This window comes from Microvirga thermotolerans, from assembly GCF_009363855.1.
GTDB lineage: Bacteria > Pseudomonadota > Alphaproteobacteria > Rhizobiales > Beijerinckiaceae > Microvirga > Microvirga thermotolerans.
In genome coordinates this window covers 824251-849889 of sequence record NZ_CP045423.1, presented here as the reverse complement: position 1 = coordinate 849889, position 25639 = coordinate 824251, and the positions used below count along the sequence as shown (strand labels likewise).

Annotated in this window: 26 protein-coding genes and 1 tRNA gene; 10 read left to right on the top strand and 17 right to left on the bottom strand. The window is 70.1% G+C overall.

The genetic code is table 11. The features are described 5' to 3' along the window. Positions 1–26: 26 nt before the first annotated feature. The 7 genes from GDR74_RS03940 to GDR74_RS03910 form a co-directional block, all read right to left on the bottom strand. Positions 27–1427 carry an NAD(P)(+) transhydrogenase (Re/Si-specific) subunit beta gene (locus GDR74_RS03940; RefSeq protein ID WP_152585080.1) on the bottom strand — a complete coding sequence of 467 codons (1401 nt, stop codon included), beginning with the start codon at positions 1425–1427 and terminating at the stop codon, positions 27–29. Between the two features lie 4 nt (positions 1428–1431). Next, complete coding sequence (locus GDR74_RS03935; protein ID WP_152585079.1) at positions 1432–1869, bottom strand: proton-translocating transhydrogenase family protein; 438 nt, start codon at positions 1867–1869, stop codon at positions 1432–1434. A gap of 10 nt (positions 1870–1879) precedes the next feature. Continuing rightward, positions 1880–3016: a Re/Si-specific NAD(P)(+) transhydrogenase subunit alpha gene (locus tag GDR74_RS03930; RefSeq protein WP_152585078.1), complete on the bottom strand. Its 1137-nt coding sequence runs from the start codon at positions 3014–3016 to the stop codon at positions 1880–1882. Positions 3017–3092: 76 nt separating this feature from the next. Next, positions 3093–3386: an aa3-type cytochrome c oxidase subunit IV gene (locus GDR74_RS03925; RefSeq protein ID WP_152585077.1), complete on the bottom strand. Its 294-nt coding sequence runs from the start codon at positions 3384–3386 to the stop codon at positions 3093–3095. Between the two features lie 106 nt (positions 3387–3492). Then, positions 3493–4710: a glycosyltransferase gene (locus tag GDR74_RS03920; protein ID WP_194164619.1), complete on the bottom strand. Its 1218-nt coding sequence runs from the start codon at positions 4708–4710 to the stop codon at positions 3493–3495. Between the two features lie 78 nt (positions 4711–4788). Next, entirely contained in the window at positions 4789–6165 is a 1377-nt protein-coding gene (locus GDR74_RS03915) for an ABC1 kinase family protein (protein ID WP_152587644.1), read from the bottom strand. 5 nt (positions 6166–6170) lie between these two features. Next, positions 6171–7985: a M3 family oligoendopeptidase gene (locus GDR74_RS03910; RefSeq protein ID WP_152587643.1), complete on the bottom strand. Its 1815-nt coding sequence runs from the start codon at positions 7983–7985 to the stop codon at positions 6171–6173. Positions 7986–8209: 224 nt separating this feature from the next. On the opposite strand from GDR74_RS03910, the gene GDR74_RS03905 reads away from it, so the two are divergent. The 3 genes from GDR74_RS03905 (at position 8210) to GDR74_RS18265 (ending at position 12896) form a co-directional block, all read left to right on the top strand. Continuing rightward, a complete protein-coding gene (locus GDR74_RS03905) occupies positions 8210–9247 on the top strand; it encodes a sigma 54-interacting transcriptional regulator (RefSeq protein ID WP_194164618.1) in 1038 nt (345 codons plus the stop codon). A 102-nt stretch (positions 9248–9349) separates the two neighbouring features. Then, positions 9350–11101: a L,D-transpeptidase family protein gene (locus tag GDR74_RS03900; protein ID WP_152585074.1), complete on the top strand. Its 1752-nt coding sequence runs from the start codon at positions 9350–9352 to the stop codon at positions 11099–11101. A gap of 121 nt (positions 11102–11222) precedes the next feature. Further along, positions 11223–12896 carry a peptidoglycan L,D-endopeptidase MepK gene (locus tag GDR74_RS18265; RefSeq protein WP_246179840.1) on the top strand — a complete coding sequence of 558 codons (1674 nt, stop codon included), beginning with the start codon at positions 11223–11225 and terminating at the stop codon, positions 12894–12896. A gap of 97 nt (positions 12897–12993) precedes the next feature. On the opposite strand, the gene GDR74_RS03890 is transcribed toward GDR74_RS18265, so the two are convergent. The 3 genes from GDR74_RS03890 to GDR74_RS03880 all read right to left on the bottom strand — a co-directional run bounded on the left by GDR74_RS03890 (position 12994) and on the right by GDR74_RS03880 (position 14494). Further along, entirely contained in the window at positions 12994–13254 is a 261-nt protein-coding gene (locus tag GDR74_RS03890; RefSeq protein ID WP_152585073.1) for a DUF2312 domain-containing protein, read from the bottom strand. 80 nt (positions 13255–13334) lie between these two features. Then, on the bottom strand, positions 13335–13640 hold the full coding sequence (locus GDR74_RS03885; protein ID WP_152585072.1) for a DUF1244 domain-containing protein: 306 nt from the start codon (positions 13638–13640) through the stop codon (positions 13335–13337). A gap of 20 nt (positions 13641–13660) precedes the next feature. Then, positions 13661–14494, bottom strand: coding sequence for an N-formylglutamate amidohydrolase (locus tag GDR74_RS03880; RefSeq protein ID WP_152585071.1), 834 nt, complete (start codon positions 14492–14494; stop codon positions 13661–13663). Between the two features lie 133 nt (positions 14495–14627). Between GDR74_RS03880 and GDR74_RS03875 the strand changes: the two genes are divergently transcribed. From GDR74_RS03875 to pyk, 3 genes are all read left to right on the top strand, one after another. Beyond that, complete coding sequence (locus GDR74_RS03875; protein WP_152585070.1) at positions 14628–15551, top strand: DMT family transporter; 924 nt, start codon at positions 14628–14630, stop codon at positions 15549–15551. A gap of 211 nt (positions 15552–15762) precedes the next feature. Continuing rightward, positions 15763–16224, top strand: a complete 462-nt coding sequence (locus GDR74_RS03870) for a DUF1036 domain-containing protein (RefSeq protein ID WP_152585069.1) — start codon at positions 15763–15765, stop codon at positions 16222–16224. 2 nt (positions 16225–16226) lie between these two features. Beyond that, positions 16227–17663 carry a pyruvate kinase gene (gene pyk / locus GDR74_RS03865; RefSeq protein ID WP_152587642.1) on the top strand — a complete coding sequence of 479 codons (1437 nt, stop codon included), beginning with the start codon at positions 16227–16229 and terminating at the stop codon, positions 17661–17663. A 12-nt stretch (positions 17664–17675) separates the two neighbouring features. Here the strand turns inward: pyk and GDR74_RS03860 are convergent, their stop codons facing one another. From GDR74_RS03860 to cpdR, 5 genes are all read right to left on the bottom strand, one after another. After that, positions 17676–18659, bottom strand: a complete 984-nt coding sequence (locus tag GDR74_RS03860; RefSeq protein ID WP_152585068.1) for an alpha/beta fold hydrolase — start codon at positions 18657–18659, stop codon at positions 17676–17678. Positions 18660–18673: 14 nt separating this feature from the next. Beyond that, positions 18674–19273 (bottom strand): tetratricopeptide repeat protein, encoded by a 600-nt coding sequence (locus tag GDR74_RS03855; protein WP_152585067.1) that lies wholly within the window; start codon positions 19271–19273, stop codon positions 18674–18676. 70 nt (positions 19274–19343) lie between these two features. After that, entirely contained in the window at positions 19344–19469 is a 126-nt protein-coding gene (ykgO, locus tag GDR74_RS03850) for a type B 50S ribosomal protein L36 (protein WP_150941987.1), read from the bottom strand. A 47-nt stretch (positions 19470–19516) separates the two neighbouring features. Then, positions 19517–19591 (bottom strand) — tRNA-Val (locus GDR74_RS03845). A gap of 91 nt (positions 19592–19682) precedes the next feature. Continuing rightward, positions 19683–20039, bottom strand: a complete 357-nt coding sequence (gene cpdR, locus GDR74_RS03840) for a cell cycle two-component system response regulator CpdR (protein WP_152585066.1) — start codon at positions 20037–20039, stop codon at positions 19683–19685. A 175-nt stretch (positions 20040–20214) separates the two neighbouring features. On the opposite strand from cpdR, the gene GDR74_RS03835 reads away from it, so the two are divergent. The 3 genes from GDR74_RS03835 to hisN all read left to right on the top strand — a co-directional run bounded on the left by GDR74_RS03835 (position 20215) and on the right by hisN (position 22667). Beyond that, positions 20215–21105, top strand: coding sequence for an N-formylglutamate amidohydrolase (locus GDR74_RS03835; protein WP_152585065.1), 891 nt, complete (start codon positions 20215–20217; stop codon positions 21103–21105). Positions 21106–21228: 123 nt separating this feature from the next. Then, positions 21229–21474 (top strand): PsiF family protein, encoded by a 246-nt coding sequence (locus GDR74_RS03830; RefSeq protein WP_152585064.1) that lies wholly within the window; start codon positions 21229–21231, stop codon positions 21472–21474. Positions 21475–21884: 410 nt separating this feature from the next. Further along, positions 21885–22667, top strand: coding sequence for a histidinol-phosphatase (gene hisN, locus GDR74_RS03825; protein ID WP_152585063.1), 783 nt, complete (start codon positions 21885–21887; stop codon positions 22665–22667). Here the strand turns inward: hisN and GDR74_RS03820 are convergent. Beyond that, a complete protein-coding gene (locus tag GDR74_RS03820; protein ID WP_152585062.1) occupies positions 22587–23666 on the bottom strand; it encodes an alpha/beta fold hydrolase in 1080 nt (359 codons plus the stop codon). The two genes, hisN and GDR74_RS03820, sit on opposite strands and share 81 nt — an antisense overlap. A gap of 222 nt (positions 23667–23888) precedes the next feature. On the opposite strand from GDR74_RS03820, the gene GDR74_RS03815 reads away from it, so the two are divergent. Then, entirely contained in the window at positions 23889–24353 is a 465-nt protein-coding gene (locus GDR74_RS03815; RefSeq protein ID WP_152585061.1) for an Hsp20 family protein, read from the top strand. A 190-nt stretch (positions 24354–24543) separates the two neighbouring features. Here the strand turns inward: GDR74_RS03815 and GDR74_RS03810 are convergent, their stop codons facing one another. Beyond that, positions 24544–25620, bottom strand: a complete 1077-nt coding sequence (locus tag GDR74_RS03810) for a threonine aldolase family protein (protein ID WP_152585060.1) — start codon at positions 25618–25620, stop codon at positions 24544–24546. Positions 25621–25639: the final 19 nt, after the last annotated feature.

Here is a 25639-nt window from a genome sequence, read left to right as displayed (position 1 = left end):
CGTGAGATGTGTTTCGGGAAACCGGGTCAGTCCAGGCTTTTCAGGATGTCGTCCACGACCTTCTTGGCGTCGCCGAAGAGCATCATGGTGTTGTCCCGGAAGAACAGCTCGTTCTCGACGCCCGCATAGCCGGAGCCCATGCTGCGCTTCACGAAGAGCACGGTCTTGGCCTTCTCCACGTCGAGCACGGGCATGCCGAAGATCGGCGAGGCCGGGTCGGTCTTGGCGGCCGGGTTCGTCACGTCGTTGGCGCCGATGACGAAGGCCACGTCCGCCTGCGCGAACTCGCCGTTGATGTCCTCGAGCTCGAACACCTCGTCGTAGGGCACGTTCGCTTCCGCGAGCAGCACGTTCATGTGGCCCGGCATGCGCCCCGCCACCGGATGGATGGCGTACTTCACCTCCACGCCCTCGGCCTTGAGCTGGTCGGACATCTCGCGCAGGGCGTGCTGGGCCTGCGCCACGGCCATGCCGTAGCCCGGCACGATGATGACCTTGGCGGCGTTCTTGAGGATGAAGGCGGCGTCGTCCGCCGAACCGTGCTTCACCGGCCGCGCCTCGGCCGCGCCCGCGGCGGCGGAGGCCGTCTCGCCGCCGAAGCCGCCGAGAATCACCGAGATGAAGGAGCGGTTCATGCCCTTGCACATGATGTAGGACAGGATCGCGCCCGAGGAGCCCACCAGGGCGCCGGTGATGATGAGGGCGAGGTTGCCGAGGGTGAAGCCGATGCCCGCCGCCGCCCAGCCGGAATAGGAGTTGAGCATCGACACCACGACGGGCATGTCCGCGCCGCCGATGGGGATGATGAGCGTCACGCCGAGCACGAAGGACACCAGCACGATCAGCCAGAACAGGGCATGGCTTTCCGTGCGGATGAAGGCGACGAGCAGGACGAGGAGCAGGACGCCCAGCGCGATGTTGATCAGGTGGCGCTGGGGCAGAAGGATCGGCTTGCCGGACATGCGCCCGTCGAGCTTGAGGAAGGCGATGACCGAGCCGGTGAAGGTGATCGCGCCGATGGCGACGCCGAGCCCCATCTCGAACAGCGAGCCGCCGTGGATGGTGCCGACGGAGCCGATGCCGAAGGCCTGCGGCGCGTAGAGCGCGCCCGCGGCCACGAGCACCGCCGCCATGCCGACGAGGGAGTGGAAGGCGGCGACGAGCTGCGGCATCGCCGTCATGGGCACGCGCTTGGCGACCACGGCGCCGATGCCGCCGCCGACGGCGAGGCCCAGGACCACCAGGAGCCAGCCGCCGAACCCGCTCGGCGGGGAGACGAACAGGGTGGTGACGATGGCGATCCCCATGCCCACCATGCCGTAGAGGTTGCCCTGCCGGGACGTGGTGGGGTGGGACAGGCCGCGCAGGGCCAGGATGAACAGGACGCCGGAGACCAGGTACAGGATCGAGGCCAGATTCGCCGACATCGCCTCAACCCTTCTTGCGGTACATGGCGAGCATGCGCTGGGTCACCAGGAAGCCGCCGAAGATGTTGATGGAAGCGAGCACGAGGGCGATGAAGCCGAGCGCCCGCGCCCAGACCGGCCCGTCCCCGAGGGCCGGGGCCACGTTGACGCCGACGGCGAGGACCGCGCCGACCACGATGACCGAGGAGATCGCGTTCGTCACCGACATGAGCGGCGTGTGGAGCGCGGGCGTCACCGACCAGACCACGTAGTAGCCGACGAAGATGGCGAGGACGAAGATCGCCAGCCGGAACACGGTGGGATCGACCGCCCCGTGCGTCGCGACGCTGGCGGCCGCCGCGACCTGATCCGCGATGGCCTGCGCGGTCTCGGCGGCGCGCTGGGCGGCCGCGGCCGCCGCCCGGGACTGTTCGACCGCCTGTTCGGGTGTGAGTACAGCCATGGCTTGCCCCTTAAGCTGTCGGCTGGAAGGCCGGATGGACGATCGCGCCGCCGCGGGTGAGGCAGGTCGCCTTCACGAGCTCGTCGTCCCATTTGACGGCCAGGGTCTTCGCCGCCTTGTCGACGAGCGTTTCGACGAAGGCGTAGAGGTTCCTGGCATAGAGGCTCGAGGCGGTCGCCGCGAGGCGACCCGGCACGTTGAGGTGCCCGACGATCTTCACCCCGTTGTGGGTCACGACCCTGCCCGGCTCGGCGAGCTCCACGTTTCCGCCCCGCTCCACCGCCAGGTCGACGACGACCGAGCCCGGACGCATGGATTCGACCATCTCGCGGGTCACCAGCCTCGGCGCCGGGCGGCCCGGGATGAGGGCCGTGGTGATGACGATGTCCTGCTTGGCGATGTGGGAGGCGACGAGCGCCGCCTGCTTGGCCCTGTACTCGGCGGACATTTCCTTGGCGTAGCCGCCGGCGGTCTCGGCCTGGCGGAACTCCTCGTCCTCGACGGCGACGAACTTGGCGCCCAGGCTCTCCACCTGCTCCTTGGCGGCGGGGCGCACGTCGGTCGCCGAGACCACCGCGCCGAGGCGGCGGGCCGTGGCGATGGCCTGGAGGCCCGCGACGCCGGCGCCCATCACGAAGACGCGGGCGGCGGGCACCGTGCCGGCGGCGGTCATCATCATCGGCATGGCCCGGCCGTATTCCGCGGCGGCGTCGATGACCGCCCGGTAGCCGGCGAGGTTGGCCTGGGAGGAGAGCACGTCCATCACCTGCGCCCGGGTGATGCGTGGCATCAGCTCCATGGCGAAGGCGGCGACACCTGCGTCGGCCAGCGCCTTGAGGGCGACGTCCTGGCCGTAGGGATCCATGATCGCGACGAGGATGGCGCCGGGCTTGAAGAGGGACAGTGCGGCGGCCTCGGGCCTGCGGACGGTCAGGACGATGTCCGCATCCTTCGCCGCCTCGGCGGCGCCGGGAGCGACGGCGGCGCCCGCCGCCTCGAACTCCGCGTCGGAGATTCCGGCGCGCTCGCCCGCGCCCGCCTGCACGCAGACGTCGGCTCCGAGGGATATGTACTTCTTGACGGTTTCGGGGGTGGCGGCGACGCGCGCCTCCGCCCGGTCGGTTTCCGAGAGAACAGCAATCCGCATGCAACCCCCCGACTCGGGCACCTGACGCCTGCCCTGCTTGTTGCGCGAAGGAGACTTTTATCCCCCTCGCGTCCTGTCAATAGAAAAAGAGCGCCAGAAGCAGCAGGATGGCCACCACGGCCGGCGCGCGCACGCCGATCGCCGGGGAGATCGCACCGATCGCGCCGGCGGCGAGGGAGAGGATCACCCCGAAGATCGCCGTCAGCCAGGCATGGTGGATGCCGCCGACCGCGAGCGCCAGCACGTGGCAGGCCACCACGACGGTCGCGATCTCGACGAACTTGACGAAGCCGCCGTAGGTCGCCTCGTGAGCCGGCCCGTCCATCTCCGGGCTGTATCCCCCAAAGGGTGCGTGTTTCGTATCGGCCATGATCGATGCCTTGTCTCGCAACAGTTCTTTTGGCTGCGTTTACCCCATGCGGTGAGGCGCCGCAACGCTTGGCGAAGGCCGTGGCGCCAAAATTGTGGGCATGGCCTCAGGCGGCCCCGAGAAACGCCCGCCATTGCGGGAGGCAGACGCTCTCGAAGTCGTAACGTTCCAGGGCGATGCGGCGGGCCTCCCGGGCCATCTCGGCGGAGCGGGCCCTGTCCGCCAGGGTCTCGCGCACCCGCTCCACCAGGGCCTTGTCGTCGAAGAAGTCGAACAGGCGCCCGTTCACCCCGTCCTCGACGATCTCCCGCACCGGCGCGGTGTCGGAGGCGACCAGGCGGCATTCGAGGGCCATCGCCTCGATGGACGACCAGGACAGGACGAAGGGATAGGTCATGTAGATGTGGGCGGAGGAGACCTGGAGCACCTTCACGAACTGGTCGTAGGGCAGGTTTCCGACGAAATGGACGCGGGACCAGTCCACCTCCCCGTCGATCCTCTCCCGGAACACGTCGAACCAGGTCTTGCCGCCCGGCGCCTGGCCGGAATAGCTCGTGCCCTTGCCGCCGACGACCACCACCCGCAGGCGCGGGTCGATCCTGAGCAGGCCCGGCAGGCTGCGGAACACCACGTGGGAGCCGCGCATGGGCTCGATGTTCCGGGTCACATAGGTCACCACCGGGACGTCCCGGCTCAGGCGGGGGCCGTCCTGGCCCAGGCGCAGGCTGACGGAGGAATCCGGCCTCAGGTTTTGGGCGTCGATCCCGTCGTGGATCACGGCGATCCGGTCGCGCAGATAGGCCGGGAACGTGTCCCGCTGGTAGAAGGTCGGGGCCACGGCGAGGTCCGCCGCGTCGAGGGCGCCGAGCTGCATGGCGTTCTTCGCCCTCAGGCGCCAGACGACCTCGTGGTCGGTCACGGGGAACTCGGGGTCGAAGTCGAGGTCCTGGCCCTTGGCGGCGTAGTAGTACTCGAAATAGGCCACGTGCCTCGCATCGGGCCACACGTCCTTGAGGAAGAGGTTCTCCCCCCAGCCCGTGTTCACCACCACCACGTCGGGCCTGAAACCCTGCTCCGCCAGCTGCCGGGCCCTGTGGGCCACCCCGTAGGCGCGCCGCAGGCGGGGCACCACGGGCGAGTAGCGGTTCCGGAACGGGGCATCGTCGGGCCCCGGCGCCGCCTCGTAGGGAATGTAGCGGACGCCCGGGATCGGGCAGCCCTTCGCCATGCCCAGCGCCGTGACCTCGTGCCCGTCCCGCATGAGCGCCCGGGCGAGGCGCCCGAACTGGCCCGGGAAATTCTGGTGGACGAATACGAACCTCATGGCTCCCCCTGACGTGCCGTCAGGCCCCATCTACGTTGGGACGGAGAGACATGCAACTGCATTACGTATCATGACGGGTCATCGCGGCAGGGGAAGGCCGGCGGCGGCCAGCGCCGTTTCCTGGCGCGCGGCCAGGGAGTCGAGGGAGAACCGCTCGATCTCCTCCTCGAAGAGCCGGTGGTAGTTCAGCTCCGCCCGCAGGTGCAGGAAGACGGCGCCGAGCCCGACCGCCGCCCGGTCCATGAAGACGAATTCCCGCGGGACCGTGACGGGCCCCTTCTCCTTGAGCGCCTTGTGCACCTCGAAGGCCTGGCGGCGGCCGTACTCGCCGGGCTTGACCCCGTCGGCCACCGTGCGGACGCGATCGTCGAGGAGCGGCCCGTAGATGAACCGCGCCCAGATGTTGAGGATGTCGATCAGCTCCGCGGAGAGGTTCCTGAACCCCCAGGTCTCGTAGGCGTGGACGATCCGATCCCGGTCCTCGGCCTGGAGCCCCCGGTAGAGGTCGACCACGCCGCCGACGAACCGCGGATGGAAGATCCGGATGCAGCCGTAGTCGAGCAGGTTGATCCCGGCGGGCTCCCCGTCCCGCGCGAAGACCGTGTAGTTGCCGAGATGCGGGTCGCCGTGGATCACCGCCGCATGGCTGAAGGGATGCCACCACGCCTTGAACATGGCGACGGCGAGCCGGTTGCGGACCGCGACGTCCGCCTGCACGTGGTTGAGGATCCTGTCGCCTTCGAGCCATTCGAGGGAGAGAAGGCGCCGGGTCGACAGGTCCGGATGGACCTTCGGCACCCGCACCTCGGGAATGCCGGACAGCACGTCCGCGTAGAGCGCCGCGTGCCGCGCCTCGCGCTCGTAGTCCAGCTCCTCGCGCACCCGCTCGCCGATCTCCTTGGCGATCTCCCGCGTGTCGATGGCAGGCCCCATGCGCCGGTGGAGGGAGAAGACGAGTTCGAGCTGGGACAGGTCCGCCTCCACGGCGGACTGCATGTCGGGATATTGCAGCTTGCAGGCGAGGGGCTCGCCCGCCTTCGTGGCGGCGCGGTGGACCTGGCCGAGCGACGCCGCCGCGGCGGGGGCGAGGTCGAAGGAGCCGAAACGATCCCGCCACCCGGGCCCGAGCTCCGCCTGCATGCGCCGCTTCACGAAGGCCGCGCCCATGGGCGGGGCCTCGCTCTGGAGCTTCTGCAGCTCGGCGGCGTACTCCGGCGGGATCAGGTCCGGAATGGTGGCGAGCAGCTGCGCCACCTTCATGATCGGCCCCTTGAGGCCGCCGAGCGCCTGCGCGAGCGCGGCGGCGTTCGAGGCGTCCGCCCCGTCGCGGCCGAAGAGCCGCGCCCCGGCCATGCGGGCGGCGACGCCGCCCATGTTGGCGCCGACGCGGGCGTAGCGCGCGGCGCGGGCGGCGAAGCGGTTGGCTTCCGGATCGCGGTCGGGACCGTCGGACATGGGCGTCACGCCGCCTTTTCCATCGCTTCGAGCTCGCCGATGAGGCGCTCGATCATGGAAAGGCCGATCTGCCAGAAGGACGGGTCCTTCGCATCGAGGCCGAAGGGCGCGAGGAGCTCCGAGTAGTGCTTGGTGCCGCCCGCCGAGAGCAGGGCGAAGTAGCGGTCCACGAAGCCCTCGCTCGAACGTTCGTAGATCCCGTAGAGCGAGTTCACCAGGCAGTCGCCGAAGGCGTAGGCGTAGACGTAGAACGGCGAGTGGATGAAATGCGGGATGTAGGTCCAGAAGGTCTCGTATCCGGGGCCGAGACGGATCGCGGGGCCGAGGGACTCGTCCTGCACCGACATCCACAGGTCGCACAGCTTCTCCGCCGTCAGCTCGCCGTTGCGGCGCTCCACGTGGACCTTGCGCTCGAAGGAGTAGAACGCGATCTGGCGCACCACCGTGTTGATCATGTCCTCCACCTTCGCCGCGAGCATCGCCTTGCGCTGCGCCGGATCGTCGGTCTGGTCGAGGAGCCTGCGGAAGGTCAGCATCTCGCCGAAGACGGATGCCGTCTCGGCGAGGGTCAGCGGCGTCGGCGCCATGAGGGCGCCGTTGGGCGCGGCCAGCACCTGATGGACCCCGTGCCCCAGCTCGTGGGCGAGGGTCATCACGTCCCGCGGCTTACCCTGGTAGTTCAGCAGCACGTAGGGATGCGCCGAAGGCACCGTGGGATGGGCGAAGGCGCCGGGCGCCTTGCCGGGCCGGGTCGGCGCGTCGATCCACCGCTCGTCGAAGAAGCGCTGGGCGATCTCCGCCATGCGCGGCGAGAAGGCGGAATAGGCGGAGAGCACGGTCTCCCGCGCCTCGTCCCAACGGATCGTCCGCTGCTCCACCTTCGGCAGGGGCGCGTTGCGGTCCCAGTGATCGAGGCGGTCCTTGCCGAACCACCTGGCCTTCAGGGCGTAGTAGCGGTGCGACAGGCGCGGATAGGCCTCGCGCACGGCGGAGACGAGCGCCTCCACCACCTCGCGCTCGACCCGGTTCGCCAGGTGGCGGGAATCCGCCACGTCCTCGAAGCCGCGCCAGCGGTCGGAGATCTCCTTGTCCTTGGCGAGCGTGTTGGTGATGAGCGTGAAGGTGCGCAGGTTGGCCTTCAGGGTCTTCGCGAGGGCGTCCGACGCCTCCCTGCGGACGCTCTCGTCGGGATCCTGCAGCTTGTTGAGGGCCGGCTCGATGGGCAGTTCCTCGCCGCGCACCTGGAAGCGCAGGGAGGCGATGGTCTCGTCGAAGAGCCGGTTCCAGGCCGCCCGCCCCGTGACCGACTTCTCGTGGAAGAGCTGCTCGATCCTGTCGTCGAGCTGGTAGGGCTTGTCCTTGCGGAGGTCCTCGATCCAGGGGCGGTAATGGGCGAGCGGCCCCTCCGCCATCGCCCTGTCCATCACCCCGTCGTCGACCCGGTTGAGTTCCAGCCCGAAGAACAGCAGGTCGCTCGAGGCCGCGGTCAGCCGCTCCTGGGTATCGCCGTAGAACTTCGCGCGCACCGGGTCGGTGGTGTCGCCGGAATAGACGAGGCCCGCATAGGACATGAGCCGCCCGAGAAGGTCCTCGATCGCCTCGTAGCGCTTCACGGCCTCTCCGAGAACGGTCGAGGGATTCTCGCCCCGCGCCAGCGAATCGAGCTTGCCGCGATAGGCCTCCGCGAAGTCCCGGCATTCCGTCTCGACCCGGGCGAGATCGCTGCGGAACGCCTCGCTGTCCATGGCCGGGTAGAGGTCCGACAGGTTCCATTCCGGCAGCGCGCCGAGTTCGGCCTGCCTGATGTCGGCGGAGGCCATGGGGAGGGACGAGTGAGCGTTCTGGCGTTGCAAGGAGTTTTCCATCTCAGGAGCGGGGTTGATGAGCGGGTCCTTCCCATATTGGCGGTCTGCCGCGCGGGATCAACCCGGAACGGGCCCGGCGGAATCGGCTGGGGACGGCGGGCCGCCGTCCCCAGCCCGTTAAGGAGCGGTTTACGCTTGTCGCGCAGCATCGTGACATTTCCCGCCACCCGATGTCCCTCATGCCCCTCCACGAGATCCTTGCCCATGACATCCGCTCCCTGCGCCGGGGGGAGCCGGGGCACGTGAGGCATCCGGAGAGCCTGCGCGCGATCCGCCTCGCCGACAAGGCCGCGCGCGGCGCGCTGCCGGTGCTGATCGCCGCCGAGCCGGGAAGCGGCGCGACCGCCCTGGCCCGCGCCATCCACATGACCGGCCCGCGGAAGGGGCGGCCCTTCGTGATTCTGCGCTGCGACGGCGCGCCCGGCGGAGCGGAGGCCTGCGATGCGGCCCTCGAGAAGGGCCTGCGCGAGGCCCGCGGCGGCACCCTGTGCGTCGAGGACGCGGAGCGCCTTCCGGCCGCCGCGCAGGCGCGGCTGCGCGATGCGCTCGGCGTGCGGGAGCAAACGCGACGCGTCCCGCGCTCGGATGCGAGGATCGTCGCCACGACGGGCGCCGCCCTCGACGAGGAGGTGCGCCGCGGCCGGTTCCGCGAGGACCTCTACTACCGTCTCCAGATCCAGCCCATCGTCCTCAGGCCGCTCCGCGCCGAGCCGGGCCTTGCGGCCGATTGGGCCCGCGTCTTCATGCGGCTCTTCGCGCGCGAGGAGGGCAGGCCCGTCGCGGAGCTGACGCCGGAGGCGCTCGACCTTCTCCGGCGCTACGACTGGCCCGGCAACCTGCGCCAGCTCGAGAACGCCGTCTTCCGCGCCGTCGCCCTGGCGGAAGGCCCCGCCCTGACGCCCGCCGAATTCCCGCAGATCGCCGCCCGCGCGGGCGGCGGCCCGCTCCCTCTCTCTCCGCGGCCGGGAAGGACGTTCGCCTCGCCCCCGCCGGACGCCGCGCCTCCGCGCCAGGACCTGCGCGATCCCGGCACCCTGTCGCTCGTGGGCGAGGGCGGCGAGCTGCGCACCCTCGCCGAGCTCGAGGCGGAAGCCATCCGGTTCGCCCTGACCCATTACAGCGGTCGCATGTCGGCGATCTCGCGGCGCCTCGGCATCGGCCGCTCCACCCTCTACCGGAAACTGAAGGAACTCGGCCTCGACCATGAAGCCGCTTGAGCCTTTCGAGCGTTGAGAGCTTGGCGGGCCGGCAACGTCACGCCGACCGATGAAACGACGGGACGATCACGGATCGTCCGCCTGAAGACGAGGAGCAACGGAATGCTTAGCCTGCGCAAGACGACACTGTGGCTCGGCCTGGTCGGCTCGGTGTCTCTGGCCCCCCTCCCCGCCCTGGCGGCGGAGGGAGAGGCGGGCCTGCCGCGGCCGCCGCTGCCTCCCGTCGCCGAGCCCGCGCAGCCCTCCTTCGGAGACATGGCGGCGCCCGCCTCCCGCGAGGTCGCCCTGCCCGAGCCGCCGCCCCCCGCCCCCGTGACGCTGGAAGCCGCCGAGGCGGCGAAGCCCCTGCCCGCGATTCCGCTGCCCGACCCTGCCCCCGCCCTCGCGGCCGCGCAGGCGGACTGGCTGCGGATGGCGCTGGAGGCGCGCCTGGCCTCCGACGCGTTCCTGAAGGAGCTGCGCCTGAAGCAGGGCGACCGGGAATCCCTCTCCGCCTTCTATGCGCAGGCGGAGCAGCCCCTCGCCTGGGTCCGCGACGGCGCCTTCACCCCGGCGGCCCTGGCGGCGGTCGCACGCCTGAGGGCGGCGGACGAGGACGGGCTCGACCCGGCCGACTATCCGGTGCCGGATCTGCGCCTGTCCCGGGATGCCGCACCGGCGCAGTGGGCCGAGGCGGACCTGAAGCTCAGCGCCGCCGTCATCCGCTATGCCCGCGACGCCCGCGGCGGGCGCGTCGAGCCCTCGCGGATCTCGCCCCTCGTCACGCCCAGGCTCGAGCTCCCCGAGGCCGGCGAGGTGCTCGCGCAGGTGACCCGCGCGACGGATGCCGACGCGGCGCTGGAAGCCTACAACCCGCCGCACGCGGGCTACCGGGCCCTGAAGGCGCAGCTCGCCAAGCTGCGCGCCAGCCACCCCACGCAGCCGAGCGTGAAGGTGCCGAAGGGGCCGACCCTGCGGGTCGGGATGCAGGACGAACGGGTGCCGCCGATCCGGTCCCGCCTCAACCTGGCGAAGGCCGCAGGGGACGGGACCGTCTACGACGAACGCCTCGCCTCCGCCGTCGCCGCGTTCCAGAAGGAGGAGGGCCTGGCCGACGACGGGGTCCTCGGCCCCGAGACGCTGGCGGCTTTGTCGGGCCCCTCCTTCGCCCGCCGGGAAGGCGAGCTGATCGCCAACATGGAGCGCTGGCGCTGGCTGCCGAGCGACCTGGGCGAGCGGCACATCATGGTCAACGTGCCGGAGTTCCGCCTGCGGCTCGTGGAAGCCGGCAAGACCGTGCACGAGACCCGGGTCATCGTGGGCAAGGAGCAGTCGCAGACGCCGATCTTCTCCGAGAACATGAAGTACCTGGTGATCAACCCGTCCTGGACCGTTCCGCCCTCGATCCTGAAGAAGGAGTTCCTGCCGGCGCTGGCGAGCGACCCCTACTACGCCGAGAAGAAGGGCTACAGGATCATCCGCAGGGGCAACCGCATCACGGTCCAGCAGCCGCCGGGCGAGCGCAACGCGCTGGGCTACATCAAGTTCATGTTCCCCAACCGGCACGCGGTCTACCTGCACGACACGCCCAACCGGAAGCTGTTCGGGGCGGGCAAGCGCGCCTTCAGCCACGGCTGCGTGCGCGTGGACCAGCCCTTCCAGCTGGCGGAGGAGGTGCTCGGGGAGAAATGGTCCGAGGAGCGGCTGAGGAGCCTGATCGGCAAGGGGGAGCGCTATCTCAACCTGAGCCGCCCGCTGCCCGTCCACCTCACCTATTTCACCCTCGCGGTCGACGAGAAGGGCGAGGTGAAGGCCTTCGACGATCTCTACGGCATCGACCGCAAGGTGCGCGAGGCGCTGGGCCTGTCCTCCTGAGGCGGCCCGGCGCTTCTTTTCCTGTCCCACTTAACCTCGAAGTAACCGTCTTCGGCAAAGATCCCTTCACGATCAGGGATGCCGCGCCCCGCAGCGGCGGCGTGTAAAGACGAGTATCACAGTGAGAGTATTGCGTTCGGATCGCCGTGCGGCCGCGTCTTCGCTCGTGCGCCGCACCGGCATCGGTCTTGCGATCCTATGTGCCGTTCTGTTCGGGGGCACGCGCGGGACGCAGGACGCCGTCGCCAACGGCGACACGCGTACGCTGACCTTCTACCACAACAACACGCGGGAGAGCCTCACTGTCACCTTCCGGCGCAACGGGCAGTACGACCCGCAGGCGCTGGAGCAGCTCAACTGGTTCCTCCGCGACTGGCGCCGGGAGGAGAAGACGCGGATGGATCCGCGCCTCTTCGACACGGTGTGGGAGGTCTACCGCGAGGTCGGCTCGAGCGCGCCGGTCCACGTGAATTCCGCCTACCGCTCGCCCCAGACCAACGCCATGCTCCGGCGCCGCTCCAGCGTCGTGGCGAAGAACAGCCAGCACATGCAGGGCAAGGCGCTGGACTTCTACCTGCCCGACGTGCCCGCCGAGCGCCTGCGCGCCATCGGCATGCGCCTGCAGCGGGGCGGCGTCGGCTACTATCCCAACGCCTACACGCCCTTCGTGCACCTGGACGTGGGCAGCGTGCGCGCCTGGCCGCGCATGACCCGCGAGCAGCTCGTGCGCCTGTTCCCGGACGGGAAGACGGTGCACATCCCGGCGGACGGCGTGCCCCTGCCGGGCTACGAGCTCGCCCGCGCCGAGATCCTGGCCAACGGCGGCACGGTCTCCGGCTACAGCGCCGTGGCGGATGCGGGCGAGGCCGCCATGCCGACCCGCCGCAAGAGCCTCTGGGCGACCCTCTTCGGCGGCAGCGACGAGGACGAGGACGCGGAGGAGATCCGCGCCGCGTCCCGGCCCGGCCGCAGCCTCTTCGCCTCGCGCTCGGCGCCGCAGCAGGACTACTACGCGAGCGACTCGAACAGCTCGGTCTACGCGGCGCTGCAGCCGCGCGTCCAGACCGCCGCCCGTCCGGCCCCCGCCGTGCAGCCGAAGCCTGCGCCGGAGCCGGAGCCCATGCCCGCCCCGTCTCCGGCCGCCGTCGCCGCCGCGGCCCCGGCCCTGCGGGAGGAGATCGCGCCGCCGCCCCCGCTGCCGCCGACGCGGATCGCCGGCCCGCCGAGCACGGTCGCGACGCCTTCGGGCCCGACCCTGGCCTGGCAGCAGGGCCCCTCGGGGATCGGTCCGGATCAGGGCGCGGCCCGCGAGATCGCCTTCGCGCCCATGCCGCCCCGGCGGCCGGACGACATCGCCGCGACCGGCGCCATCGCCTATGCGCCGATTCCGCCTGCCCGGCCGAGCGTCCTGGCGGAGACGAACCCAATCCCCGGCCTCCCGGAGCTTCGGGGCTCGCTCCAGCTGGCGAGCCTCGCCGCATCCGGATCGGCGGGCGTGCCCCTGCCCCCGCCGCGCCCGGGCGGCCAGGCGGTGACCGTGGCCTCCGCCGCGCCCGTCGCCCTTCCCGCCCCCGCCGTCCGGGAGGCCGTCAGGCCGGAAGCGCCCAGGTCCTCCCTTGCGGAAACCAAGGCCGCGCCGCCCCCGGCCAGGGCGAAGGAGCCGCCCGTCGCCGCCCGCGCCCTGCTGACGGCGGGCCCCAGCCTTCAGATGGGCTTCTCCGCCAAGCCCGTCGGCGACCTGGCGACCAACCGCTTCACGGGTCCGGCCGTGAAGCCCCTGCCCGTGGTGCGATAGGGCCGCTGCGGCCGGACGCCAAAAGACCGAAGGGCAAAAGAAAAGGCGGGGTCGAAGCCCCGCCTTTCTCGTCGGTCCTTGCGATGCCCGGCCCGGATCAGCCGGCCATGCCGAGCGCCTGCATGTAGAGTTCGAGGATCGCCTCCTCCTCCTGCCGCTCGGCGTAGTCGCGCTTGCGGATGGCGATGATCTTGCGGATCACCTTGGTATCGAAGCCGTTGGCCTTGGCCTCGGCGTAGACGTCCTTGATGTCGCCCGCGATGCCGGCCTTCTCCTCCTCCAGGCGCTCGATGCGCTCGATGAAGGCCTTCAGCTGGTCGGCTGCGACGGATTCGGTTTGGAAAGCTGCGTCATCCATGAAAAACTTGCCTTTGACTGATGGCGCTGAGGCCAGGTTCGGTTCGGGTGCCAGGGTAGGGCGACTTGGTTGAAGCCGTTTTAATGGCTCGGCTTGGATTCTTCAAAGGCCCTGCGCTGGGCCTCCGTCGCCTCCCGCTGGTGGCGCGCCTTCCACTCCTCGTAGGGCATGCCGTAGACGTAGGTCCGGCTCTCCTCCTTGGAGAGCGGCACGCCGCTCGCGTCCGCCGCCTCCTTCAGCCAGTTCGAGAGGCAGTTGCGGCAAAAGCCCGCAAGGTTCATGAGATCGATGTTCTGCACGTCCGTGCGCTGGCGCAGGTGCTCCAGGAGCCGGCGGAAGGCCGCGGCCTCCAGGCGGGTCCGGGTCTCGGGATCGATCTGGTTCATGGCATCCCCCGAAATGGTCCTCAGCGCCGCCGCAGGCGCTCCCGCGTGCGGGTCGGCTGCGGCGCCGGCTGCCGGCGTTCCGCCTGCGCGGCGAGGGGCGCGAGGAGCCGGGCGAACCGCTCCGCCCAGGCCTCCTGCCCCTCCGCCCCCGCGATGAGATCCTGCCGGATCTCGATCAGGGCGCTGGCGAGGCCGCGGCGGGTGGCGTGCCGGTCCACCGTGTCGCCGAGGAGTGCGCCATCATAGGGCTCGTTGTCGCCGACGACGAGTCCCTCCTCCGCCCGCAGGGCCTCGATCAGCGGCTTCGCGAAGCGCTCGTCCGCGTCCCACAGGATTCCCACGTGCCAGGGCCGGGGCCAGCCGCGCCAGATGGGGGTGAAGCTGTGGACGGTGACCACGACCGGCGGGTGCCCCGCCGCCAGGGCCCGCTCGATCGCGGAGGCGATGGCCGCGTCGTAGGGATCGTAGAACCGCCGGATGCGCGCCTGCACCTCCTCCTCCGTGATGCGGGCGTTGCCCGGAATCACGGCGCCGTCCGAGAGGCGCATCACGAGGGTGGGATCGTCCCGTCCCCGGTTGGGGTCGACGATGAGGCGGGAGAAGCGCGTCAGCACCGCCGGGGCCCCGAGGCGCCGGGCCAGGGCGCGGGTGACGCCCGCGGCGCCGATGTCATAGGCGATGTGGCGATGGAACTCGGCCTCCGGCAGGCCGAGATCGCCGAGATCCGGCGGCACGGCGTTGGAGGCGTGGTCGCACAGGAGAAGCACGCCGGATTCGACGGCTCCCTCGACGGTCTCGACGGGCCAGGGCTCTGAAGCGGGATCGTCGCGCCGGAGCGCGGAGGAGGCGGGCATGGACGGCAGGTTCGACGGAAGAGAGGGACTTGAGCGGCAGGGTTGAAGGCAAGCCTTATCCTGCCCTAGGAAAGCTGGCAACGCGACCTTCTGCGCTCCGCCAGGACGGCGCGGACCATCCCCGGCCCTGCCCATGTCCCAGCCCCGCACGTCATCCCCCTCGCCCCAGGCGCGCCCGGAGGCGGGCTTCGCCCCCGCCTTCGCGGCCCTCTGCCTGGGGGCGGCCGCGATGGGCATCTCGCCGATCTTCGTGCGCTACGCCTCGGCCGACGTGGGCCCCTTCGCCAGCGCCTTCTGGCGCGTCTTCCTCGCCCTGCCCTTCCTTTATGCGTGGATGCGGATCGCGGAGGCGCGGGCGCCGGCGGGCTCGCCCCGGAGGTCCTTCCCCGCGGCGACGGTCCTGGCGGGCCTCGCCTTCACGGGGGACCTCTTCTTCTGGCACCTTTCCATCCTCGGGACGACGGTGGCCAACGCCACCTTCTTCGCGACCACGGCACCCTTCTTCGTGGTCATGATCACCTGGCTGGTCCTGCGCCAGAGGGTGTCCTCCGCCACGGTGCTGGGCCTCGTCATATGCCTTCTCGGCGGGGCGGCCCTCATCGGGCAGAGCCTGCAGGTCGATCCGGCGCGGATCCTCGGCGATCTCTACGGCGTCGCGACCGCCTTCTTCTTCGGCCTCTATTTCCTCTTCGTCGGCAAGGCGCGGGCGGCGGCGGGTGCCGCCCGCGTCACCTTCGAGAGCGGCGTCGTCACCTCGGCCGCGCTCCTCGTCGTCGCGCTGGCCCTCGACGGCCGCATCCTGCCGCAGACGTGGCCCGGTCTCGCCGCCCTCGTCGCCATGGCCCTCGTCAGCCATGCGGGCGGCCAGGGGCTCCTGTCCGTCGCGCTCGGGCGCCTGCCGCCGGTCTTCTCCTCGCTCGTCATCTTCCTGGAGGCGGTGGTGGCCGCCCTGTTCGGCTGGCTTCTCATGGGCGAGGCCCTCACGCCCGTCCAGGCCCTCGGCGGCGCGGCGATCCTCGCCGGCATCTGGACCGCGCGGCCGCGGGCCGGCGGATAGAGCGTCTTCAGGAGAAGCGGGAGCCGGTTTGCCGTCCGGGAATGCGGCCTGCGAATCCCGCGAGGCGCAAGCCGCGCCAGTGACGCAACGGCATGGCCCTGGATTTTCACGAGAGGGCTTGATGCGGCGGCGCTTCTGGCCGACAAGGATTCGACATACTTCCCGAAGCATTGTGCATCGTCGCTATCCGAACCGACTCGAAGACCCATCCATGACCGCGGGACATTTTCCATCGGCTCCCAAAGGGCTGCGTCGCCCCGGCCTGCTGGCCGCCGCGCTCGGCATCGGCCTCCTGGCCGCCGCGCCCGCCCGTGCGGACCTGCGCATGTGCAACATGACGTCGAGCCGCGTGGGGGTCGCGCTCGGATACAGGGACAGCCAGGGCTGGGTGACGGAAGGGTGGTGGAACCTCAACTCACGGGCCTGCGAGACCCTTCTCAAGGGCCAGCTCGCCAGCCGCTTCTACTACGTCTACGCCATCGACTACGACCGGGGCGGCGAGTGGAGCGGGCGCTCCTTCATGTGCACGCGGGAGCGGGAGTTCACGATCCGCGGGACGGAGGACTGCCTCGCGCGGGGCTTCGACCGCAACGGCTTCTTCGAGGTCGACACAGGTGAGCAGAAGAGCTGGACGGTCCAGCTGACCGAAACGAATCGCCCGGGGGGGCAATGACGATGAGACGCGCACGGCGCACGAAGATCCTCGCGACCTTGGGACCCGCCTCCGACAATCCGGAGATGGTGGAAAGCCTCTTCAAGGCCGGGGCCGACGTGTTCCGCCTGAACATGAGCCACCTGCCCCGCGAGAAGCTGAAGGAGCGGGTCGAGATGATCCGCGGCATCGAGGCGAAGTACAAGCGGCCCATCGCCATCCTCGCCGACCTCCAGGGCCCGAAGCTGCGCGTCGGCGCCTTCGAGAACGACAGCGCGACGCTGGTGAAGGGGCAGTCCTTCGTCCTCGACGACGACATGGCGCCCGGAACCTCCGAGCGCGTGAACCTGCCGCATCCGGAGATCCTGTCCTCCCTCGAGCCGGGGCACACGGTCCTCGTGGACGACGGCAAGCTGCGGCTGCGCGTCAAGAGCGTGAAGCCGGGCTTCGCCGTCACGTCGGTGGAGGTCGCGGGCAAGATCTCCAACCGCAAGGGCGTGAGCCTTCCCGATACGGTGATCCCCGTGGCGGCGATGACGGAGAAGGACCGCTCGGACCTCGAGGCGGCGCTCGATGCGGGCGTCGACTGGATCGCCCTGTCCTTCGTTCAGCGTCCCGAGGACGTGGCGGAGGTGAAGAAGGTGGCGCGCGGCCGGGCGCTCGTCATGTCGAAGCTCGAGAAGCCGCAGGCCATCGCCCGCCTCGACGAGATCATGGAAATCTCCGACGCGGTCATGGTCGCCCGCGGCGATCTCGGCGTGGAGATGCCGCTCGAGAAGGTGCCGGGAATCCAGAAGCGCATCATCCGCGCGGCGCGCCGGCTCGGGAAGCCCGTGGTCGTCGCGACGCAGATGCTGGAATCGATGATCACGGCCCCGGTCCCGACCCGCGCGGAGGTCTCCGACGTCGCGACCGCCGTCTACGACGGGGCGGATGCGGTGATGCTGTCGGCCGAGAGCGCCTCCGGCCAGTATCCGATCGAGGCGGTCGCCACCATGAACCGCATCGCCGAGGAGGTGGAGCAGGACCAGAGCTACTGGTCCATCGTCAAGACCCAGGACGCCGAGCCCGAGGCGACCGGCTCCGATGCCATCGCCGCGGGGGCGCACCAGATCGCCGAGACCCTGCACCTCAAGACCATGGCCGCCTGGACCTCGTCCGGCGCCACCGCGTTCCGCCTCGCCCGCGAGCGGCCGAACGCGACGGTGATCGCACTCACGCCCAACATCCACACCGCCCGGCGCCTCGCCCTGGTCTGGGGCACGCACCCGATCCGCACCAAGGACGCGAGCGACATCGACGACATGGCCTTCCGCGCCTGCAAGTTCGCCGTGCGCGAGGGCTTCTCGGAGGTCGGCGACCGGATCATCATCGTGGCGGGCGTCCCCTTCGGAACGCCGGGCGCAACGAACATGGTGCGCATCGCCTTCGTCAACAGCGAGCACGCGGCCAAGGCCTGAGACGGCTCCCGCTCAGCCGGGCCGGCCTGCGGCACGGCCGGCCCGTGCCGCAAGCGCCTCGATTTCCGCGATCACCAGATCGGGCCTCGCATATTGCGGCATGTGCCCGACGTCCGGCAGCACGACGAGCCTGGCGCCGGGCACGTCCCGGGCGAAGGAGCGGCTGTGCAGGTCGGTCCAGACGATCTCGTCCGCGTCGCCGCCGAGCACGGTGACGGGGATGCGGATTTCAGAATAGCGGGAACTCTGCCGCGACACCGCCTCGAACAGGGCCGCGACGTCCTCCGCATTGGCCTGGAACGTCACCGGGCGGAACAGGAGCGGGATCCTGGCCCTCTCGGCGAAGCCCGGGGGAACCGGCTGCGGCGCGAAGGTCCGCGCCGCGGCGCTTGGGAAGAGCGCGAGGCCGAGGGGCGTGACGACGGTGCGGGTCAGGAGCCATCCGGCCCATGAGGCCGCGGCATGGTTGTACCAGGCGACCCGCCCTCCGGGCCAGGGATGGGTGACACCTGCCAGGACGAGGAGGGCCCCCGCGACGTCCCCGTGGTCGAGGGCGAGGAGCGGCGCCACGGATCCCGACCAGGAATGGCCGACGATCAGGGCTCCGCGCACCTCGAGCCGCCGCAGGGCCGCCGCGAGCACCGCCGCCTGCCGGTCCGGCCTTCCCATACGGCCGCCCCGGCGGCGGCCGGTCCAGCCGTGGCCGGGACGGTCGAAGGCGACCACGCGATAGCCGCGTTCGAGCAGAGCCTTTCCCATCCCGAGCATCGATTCGGCGAGATTGGAGGAGGCGCCGTGGAGCAGCACCACGGTCCTTGCCCCTTCCGCATCCCGGGGTCCGGCATCCAGGTAGTGCACGCGCAGGCCGTCGACGTCGAGGAAGGCCCCTTCGGGCGGATAGCGCCTCGCGACGCGCCGGGCATAGGCCGCCGTGAACAGCGCGCCTGCGGCGGGCACGAGGGCGAGAAGGCCGGCGAGCAGGGTCAGCGCCGTCATCCCGGCGGCGCGCCTCAGAGATCCTGGCCTTCGACGTCGACGCCGAGATGGGACACCAGGGTCTGGATGGCGGGCACCTGGGGGTTGAGGGCCAGGACCCGGCGGTAGGCGGCGAGGGCCTGCCGCTTGTCGTCGGAGGCCATGAAGAGGTGTCCGAGCGCGGTCCAGGCCCCGAAATGGCGCGGCTCCAGCTTCACCGCCTGGCGGAGGTCGGCGAGGGCGGCGACCGGGTCGTCGAGCATGGTGAAGACGAGGGCGCGGCGATACCAGGCCTCGGCCCATTGCGGCTCCAGGGCCAGGATCCGGTCGAGGAGTTCGACGCAGAGCGGATAGTCCTTGTCCTCCAGCGCCTTGGTGACGCGGCTCAGGAGAAGGTCGGCCGTGTCGGACCCGGAGCGCGACAGGCGGCGCTCGATGAGGGAGGCGATGCCGTCCGCCTCCCGCTCGCTCCCCGCCTTCGCCAGGCGCTCGAACAGGCTGTCGAGGGTGTTCGCCCGCGGCGCGGGGCGGCTCTGGGACGGGCGGGAGGGCTGCGGACGCGCGGGCTCCTGCGCGAGGAGCGGGGTCGCGGCCAGGCTCAGGGATGCGGTCAGCAGCAACGCGAAAAAGCGCATGCCGGGATTCTAGGATCCCGGCATGCGCCGTCAATTCGGATTTCGGTGCGGCAAAGCCGCCGGGCGAAGCTTAGCCCTGGCGAGCCTTGTAGCGCTTCTGGGTCTTGTTGATGATGTACACGCGGCCCTTGCGACGAACCAGCTGGTTGTCGCGGTGACGGCCGCGCAGCGACTTCAACGAGTTACGGATCTTCATGTCCGATCTCCTGCAGCAGCCTCTCGGGAAGGCCGACGAAAAGCGAATGGTGGGCGCGGCTGGGATCGAACCAGCGACCCCTACGATGTCAACGTAGTGCTCTCCCGCTGAGCTACGCGCCCGTGAAACGGCGAATTTTTGGGTCCCGCTTCAGGTGTGGAGCGCGATATACCGGCAAGCGCGCGGGGACGCAAGCCATGATCGCGACCTTTTTCAGGCCGCCATCAATTTGTCGACCTCGTGCACCAGATCGCGCAGGTGGAAGGGCTTGGACAGCACCTTGGCCTCCCGCGGGGCCTGGGAATCGGGGTTGAGGGCGACGGCCGCGAAGCCGGTGATGAACATGACCTTGATGTCGGGATCGAGCTCCGTCGCCCGGCGGGCGAGCTCGATGCCGTCCATCTCCGGCATGACGATGTCGGTCAGCAGAAGCTCGAAGGGCTCCTCCCGCAGCCGGTTGTAGGCCGAGAGGCCGTTGTCGAACGAGGCCACGTCGTAGCCGGCGTTCTCCAGCGCCTTCACCAGGAAGCGCCGCATGTCGTTATCGTCTTCGGCAAGAAGGATCTTCATCGCCGCCAACCTCGAATCGTCACGAACGTCCCCGACTTCATGCACGCCTGCGGGTAAATAAGCCGTGAAGGCGCCCCGGCGCCCGTGCACGATATAGCCATGGACAGAACGTAGGGCTGCCTTACACTAACCCCAGCCTTTTCCCCGTCACCAGCTCAAGATCTCCCGAAACCGGATGCGGCCAGCCATCACCGACGAGTTCGACCCTCCCTTTGTCGTCATCGAGCCTGCCGGCCAGACGGCGTCCTTCGTCTTCAACGTCCCCCATGCGGGAGCGATCTACCCCGCCGCGTTCCTCGCCTCCTCCCGCCTCGACGCGCTGGCGCTGCGGCGGTCGGAGGATGCCTTCGTGGACGAGCTGTTCGCCTCCGTCGTCGATCTGGGCGCCCCTCTCATGGCGGCCCGCTTCCCCCGGGCGTACCTGGACCTCAACCGGGAACCCTACGAACTCGATTCCCGCATGTTCGACGGCCGGCTGCCGCCCTTCGCCAATACCCGCTCCATGCGGGTGGCGGGCGGGCTCGGCACCATCCCCCGGATCGTGGCGGACGGACAGGAGATCTATGCGGGACGCCTGCCCGTGGACGAAGCCCTCCAGCGCATCGAGTGGCTCTACAAGCCCTATCACCGGACGCTCCGGCAGCTCGTCCGCCGGACGGCGCAGACCTTCGGCCAGTCCTTCCTGATCGACTGCCATTCCATGCCCTCGACCAGCGTCGGCCGCGAGGAGGCCGCCAAGGCCGACATCGTCCTCGGGGATCGCTACGGGACGAGCTGCACCCCCGCCCTGATCGACCTGACGGAGAAGGCCCTGCGCGACCTCGGCTATACGGTGGTCCGCAACAAGCCCTATGCGGGCGGCTTCATCACCGAGCACTACGGGGAGCCCGCCCTCGACCGGCACGCCCTGCAAGTGGAGATCAACCGGGCGATCTACATGGACGAGCGCGCCCTCGAGAAGACGCCGGGTTTCGCAGCCCTTGCCCGGGACCTCACCTGCGCCTTCGCCCGGGTCATCGACGCCCTCGGCGGCGCGCGCCACCCCCGCCAGATCGCCGCGGAGTAGCCCCTCTCGCCGCCCTTCGGCCCGGCGTCCGGGCTCCTTCCGCGGCCGATCCCTTATTGCCTTTGCCCTGGGCCCGGACCGCCCTAGCCTTTCCTAAGGGCATGGTGCCCGGAGGAACGAGCGATGAAAGCGATTGCAGCCGCCCTTGCGATGATCCTGTGCGCCGGGGGCGCCCTGGCCGCCGAGAGCTCATGCGCAGCCCAGGCCACGGAAAAGAAGCTGGCGGGCGCGGCCAAGACGAGCTTCATGACCAAATGCGAGCGGGACATGAAGGCCTCCTGCGATGCGCAGGCGGCCGAGAAGAAGCTCAGCGGCGCGGCCAAGACGAGCTTCACCAGCAAGTGCGTGAAGGATTCCGTCGGCATGTGAGGCGGCGGCATTTCAGGCGGGCCGCGGCAGGGCCCTGCCGGTGCGCCCGAAAGAAAAAAGGCCGCTGTTGCCAGCGGCCCGAAGTTTAGGGAGGAAACGCCCAAGAAGGGCTGCGATGAGGCGACGCCATCGCCATATCGCAGTGCACAATATAAATTGCGTCGCACAATCCGCAAGGGCAAAATCGCCGCGAGCCATGCCTGGAACGCATGCCAGCTTGGCCTGAGCCGCCGCCCCGCCCCTTGGGCGGTCCCGACCGGACCGCCCAAGGGGCGGGGCCGGAAGAGCGCCTTCCTGCGCTCCGGCGCACCTCTCTCTTGCCGCCGGGAGCCCGCTTGGTAAAAGCGGGCGCGCGGGCCGCCACGCCGGGGCCGAGGTCCGCGCAACCGGGCAAAGGGGATAGGGTCGCCATGAGGCTCATCGACTTCACGCACTTCGTCAATGAGCTCGCGACCGTCTCGGGCCGGGCCATCCTGCCCTTCTTCCGCAGCAGCATCGCCGCCGAGGACAAGTCCCGGGGCGGCGCCTTCGACCCGGTGACCGAGGCCGACCGGGCGAGCGAAGCCGCCATGCGCCAGCTCATCAAGCGCACCTTCCCCACCCACGGCATCGTGGGGGAGGAGTTCGGGTCGGAGCAGGAGGACGCGGAATACGTCTGGGTGCTCGATCCCATCGACGGCACCCGCGCCTTCATCGCCGGGCTTCCCACCTGGGGCACCCTGATCGGCCTGACCCGGCACGGCCGGCCGGCATTCGGCATGATGCACCAGCCCTTCACGGGCGAGCGCTTCTTCGGGGACGGCGGCCGCTCGACCTATTCCGGGCCGGGGGGCGAGCGCAAGCTGATGACCCGCCGCTGCGCCTCCCTGAAGGACGCCGTCATGTCCACCACGAGCCCCAAGCTCTTCGCCGGCGAGGAGCTGCGCGCCTACGACCGGGTGGAGAGCGTGGCGCGGCTCGCCCGCTACGGCTGCGACTGCTACGCCTACTGCATGCTGGCGGCCGGGCACATCGACCTGGTGGTGGAGTCCGGGCTCAAGCCCTACGACATCGTCGCCCTGATCCCGATCATCGAGGGCGCCGGCGGGATCGTGACCGCCTGGGACGGCGGGTCAGCCGCTCAGGGCGGGCGCATCGTCGCGGCCGGCGACCGGCGCGTCCACGCGGCCGCCGTCGAGCTCCTCAGCCGCTGAGGCAGCTTCCGCTTCGTCTCCCTCCGCATCGTCCGCGGCCGGCTCCTCCGCCAGCGGATTCGGACTGCCCGGCACGAAGGCGTCGAAGGCCGCCCAGAACTGCTCCCGGATCGAATCCCGCTCCATCAGGATCTCGTGGCGGGCGCCGGGGATCACGATGGCGTGGCCCGCCTTCAGGCGGGACGCGAAGCGCTCCGTGGCAGGCGTCGCGCAGACCGGATCCGCCCCCGCCGCCAGGATCAGGGTCGGCAGGCGGATCCTGAGGGCGTAGGCGGGATCGGTGAAGCGCTTCATGAAGCGGAAGGCGGAATCGAGCCAGGCGACGGTCGGCGCGCCGATGGCGCCGGCGCCCAGGGCCGTGGCGGCTTCCGCATTGCGGGCATAGCGCGCGGGGTCGCCGGTCAGCCGGTTGCCCTTGAAGGGCATGGTCGAGATCGATGTCTCCCCGCCGCCGGGGACGAAGGCCTTGCCGAGGCCGAGCCACCGCAGGATGCGCATGAGGACGGCGGCGGTCCGCAGCGTGCGGATCATGCCCAGCGCGATCATCGGCGTCGTCGTCACGAGCCGGCGGAAGGGCAGCCAGCTCTCGTGGGCGGCGCTGAGGGCGATGGCTCCGCCCATGGAATGGGCCAGGCCGAAATGCGGCTCCGGCATGAGGGGAAGGAGCACCTGGTCCCGCACGGCCTCCAGGTCGTGCCGGTAATCGGCGAAGCTGCGGACGTAGCCCTTCCGCGGGTTCCGCACCTGCCGGTCGGAGAGCCCCTGCCCGCGCCAGTCGAAGGCCACCACGGCGAAGTCCCGTTCCAGCAGCTCGCCGATCACCTCGAAATACTTCTCGACGAACTCCGCCCGCCCCTGGAGGATGCACACCGTTCCCCGCGGCTTCGCCGTGGCGGGCATCCACCAGGCGGCACGAAGGTTCAGGCCGTCCTTCGTCCTGACGCCGACGAGGTTCGGCTCGGCCGGGATCGGGTTGTTCGGGGTGGGAACGAGCTGCACGGGATCGACGTCTCGCGAAAAAATGCCTTCGGCCCTTCTTTATAGGGCATTCGGCCTCCCGGCCAGCCGCCTCGCCGAAGCCCTCGGGCGGACCTCTTGAAAGGAAAAATCGCCGCTCCCACATCCTGGATGTGCCGGCCGGAACGGCGGCACGAACCCCATGATCCAGCCTCTCGAGGTGGATCGAAAGAACGCATGTTGCTTCAAGTGGAGAATATGCCTATGCGACAGTTCGACCTCGCCCCCCTTTACCGCAACACGGTCGGCTTCGACCGCCTGTTCTCGATGCTCGACCAGTTCGTCGGCGTCGACGCGGCCCCCAGCTATCCGCCCTACAACATCGAGCGCACCGGCGAGAACGCCTACCGCATCTCGGTCGCGGTGGCGGGTTTCACCGACCAGGACCTCGCCATCGAGGTGAAGGAGAACACCCTCTCGATCCGCGGCGAGAGGAAGACGAATTCCGAGGAGCGCAAGCCCGACATCCTCTACCAGGGCATCGCGGCGCGCACCTTCGAGCGGCGCTTCCAGCTCGCCGACGGCGTCCAGGTCGTGGGCGCGGCCCTCGAGAACGGCCTGCTCCATGTGGACCTCGTCCGCGAGATCCCCGAGGCCAAGAAGCCCCGGGCGATCCCGATCGGCACCAGCGGCGCCTCGCGCACCATCGAGGCCCAGAAAGCCGCGTAACGGCCGAGCCTTCTTCAGATCCCGCACGAAAAAGCGCCCCGGCTCCGCCGGGGCGCAATGCATGTCGTTTCTTGTTGTTCAGGCCTGGTCCTTTGAGTCCCGCTGGGGCTGGAGGTACCCCGTGTGTCGGTCTCGCGGGGAGACATCGTCAGAGAATGCGGCAGGGTTAGGGCAATTTCACTCCGCAGCTTCACTCCGCAGCCTGCCGCGAGAGCGCGGTCGAGGCGGCCTGGAGGAAGCGGCGCACCTCTTCCTCCTGCGTGGCGTAGGACATCACGAGCCTGATCAGCGCCTCGTCCGCGGCGATCGTCTCGCCCTCGGGAAGGCTCGCCTGCGTCCACTCCATGAATCCCGCGCCCGCCGCCCGGAGAGCCTCGCTCGCCGCGCGGGGAAGGACGGGGAAGACCTCGTTCGCCTCCACGGGCCAGGCGAGCCGCACGCCCGGGAGCCGCATCAGCCCCTCCGCGAGCAGCCTCGCCATCCGGTTCGCGTGGCGGGCATTGTCCAGCCAGTGATCCGCGGCGAAGTAGCCCTCCAGCTGGGCGGAGATCAGCCGCCCCTTCGAGATGACCTGTCCCGCCCGCTTGGCCCGGTAGGCGAGCGACTCCGCGAGGTCGGGACGGAACACCACGACGGCCTCGGCCATCAGGCAGCCGTTCTTGGTCGCGCCGAAGGAGAGGATGTCGACACCCTGTTTCCAGGTCATCTCGGCGGGCGTGCAGCCGAGGGACACGAGGGCATTCGCGAAGCGGGCGCCGTCCATGTGGAGCGCCATGCCATGATCGCGGCACAGGGCGCCGAGCGCCGCGATCTCCTCGGGCCGGTAGACCGTCCCGCACTCCGTCGCCTGGGAGATGGAAAGCGCCTTCGGCGGCATCTGCTTCACCGATTTCGGCAGCCCCTCGAGATAGGCTCCGACTGCGCCGGCATCGAGCTTGGCCCCGGCGCCGGGCAGCCCGACAAGCTTGGCCCCGTGCATGAAGAACTCCGGCGCGCCGCATTCGTCGTCGATCACGTGCGCCTCCCGGTGGCAGACGCACAGGCCCCAGGGCGGAACCGCCGAGGAGAGGGCGAGCGCATTCGCCGCCGTGCCCGTCGTCACCAGGAACACGGCGACCTCCCGCTCGAAGAGCTCGGCGAAGCGCTCCTTGACGCGCCGGGCGATCTCGTCGGCCCCGTAGGCCGCCATCGCCCCCCCGTTGGCCCGCGCGAGGGCCTCCATCACCGGAGCGCTGGCCCCCACGACGTTGTCGCTCACGAAGTTCATGATTCATCTCCTTGCGGAG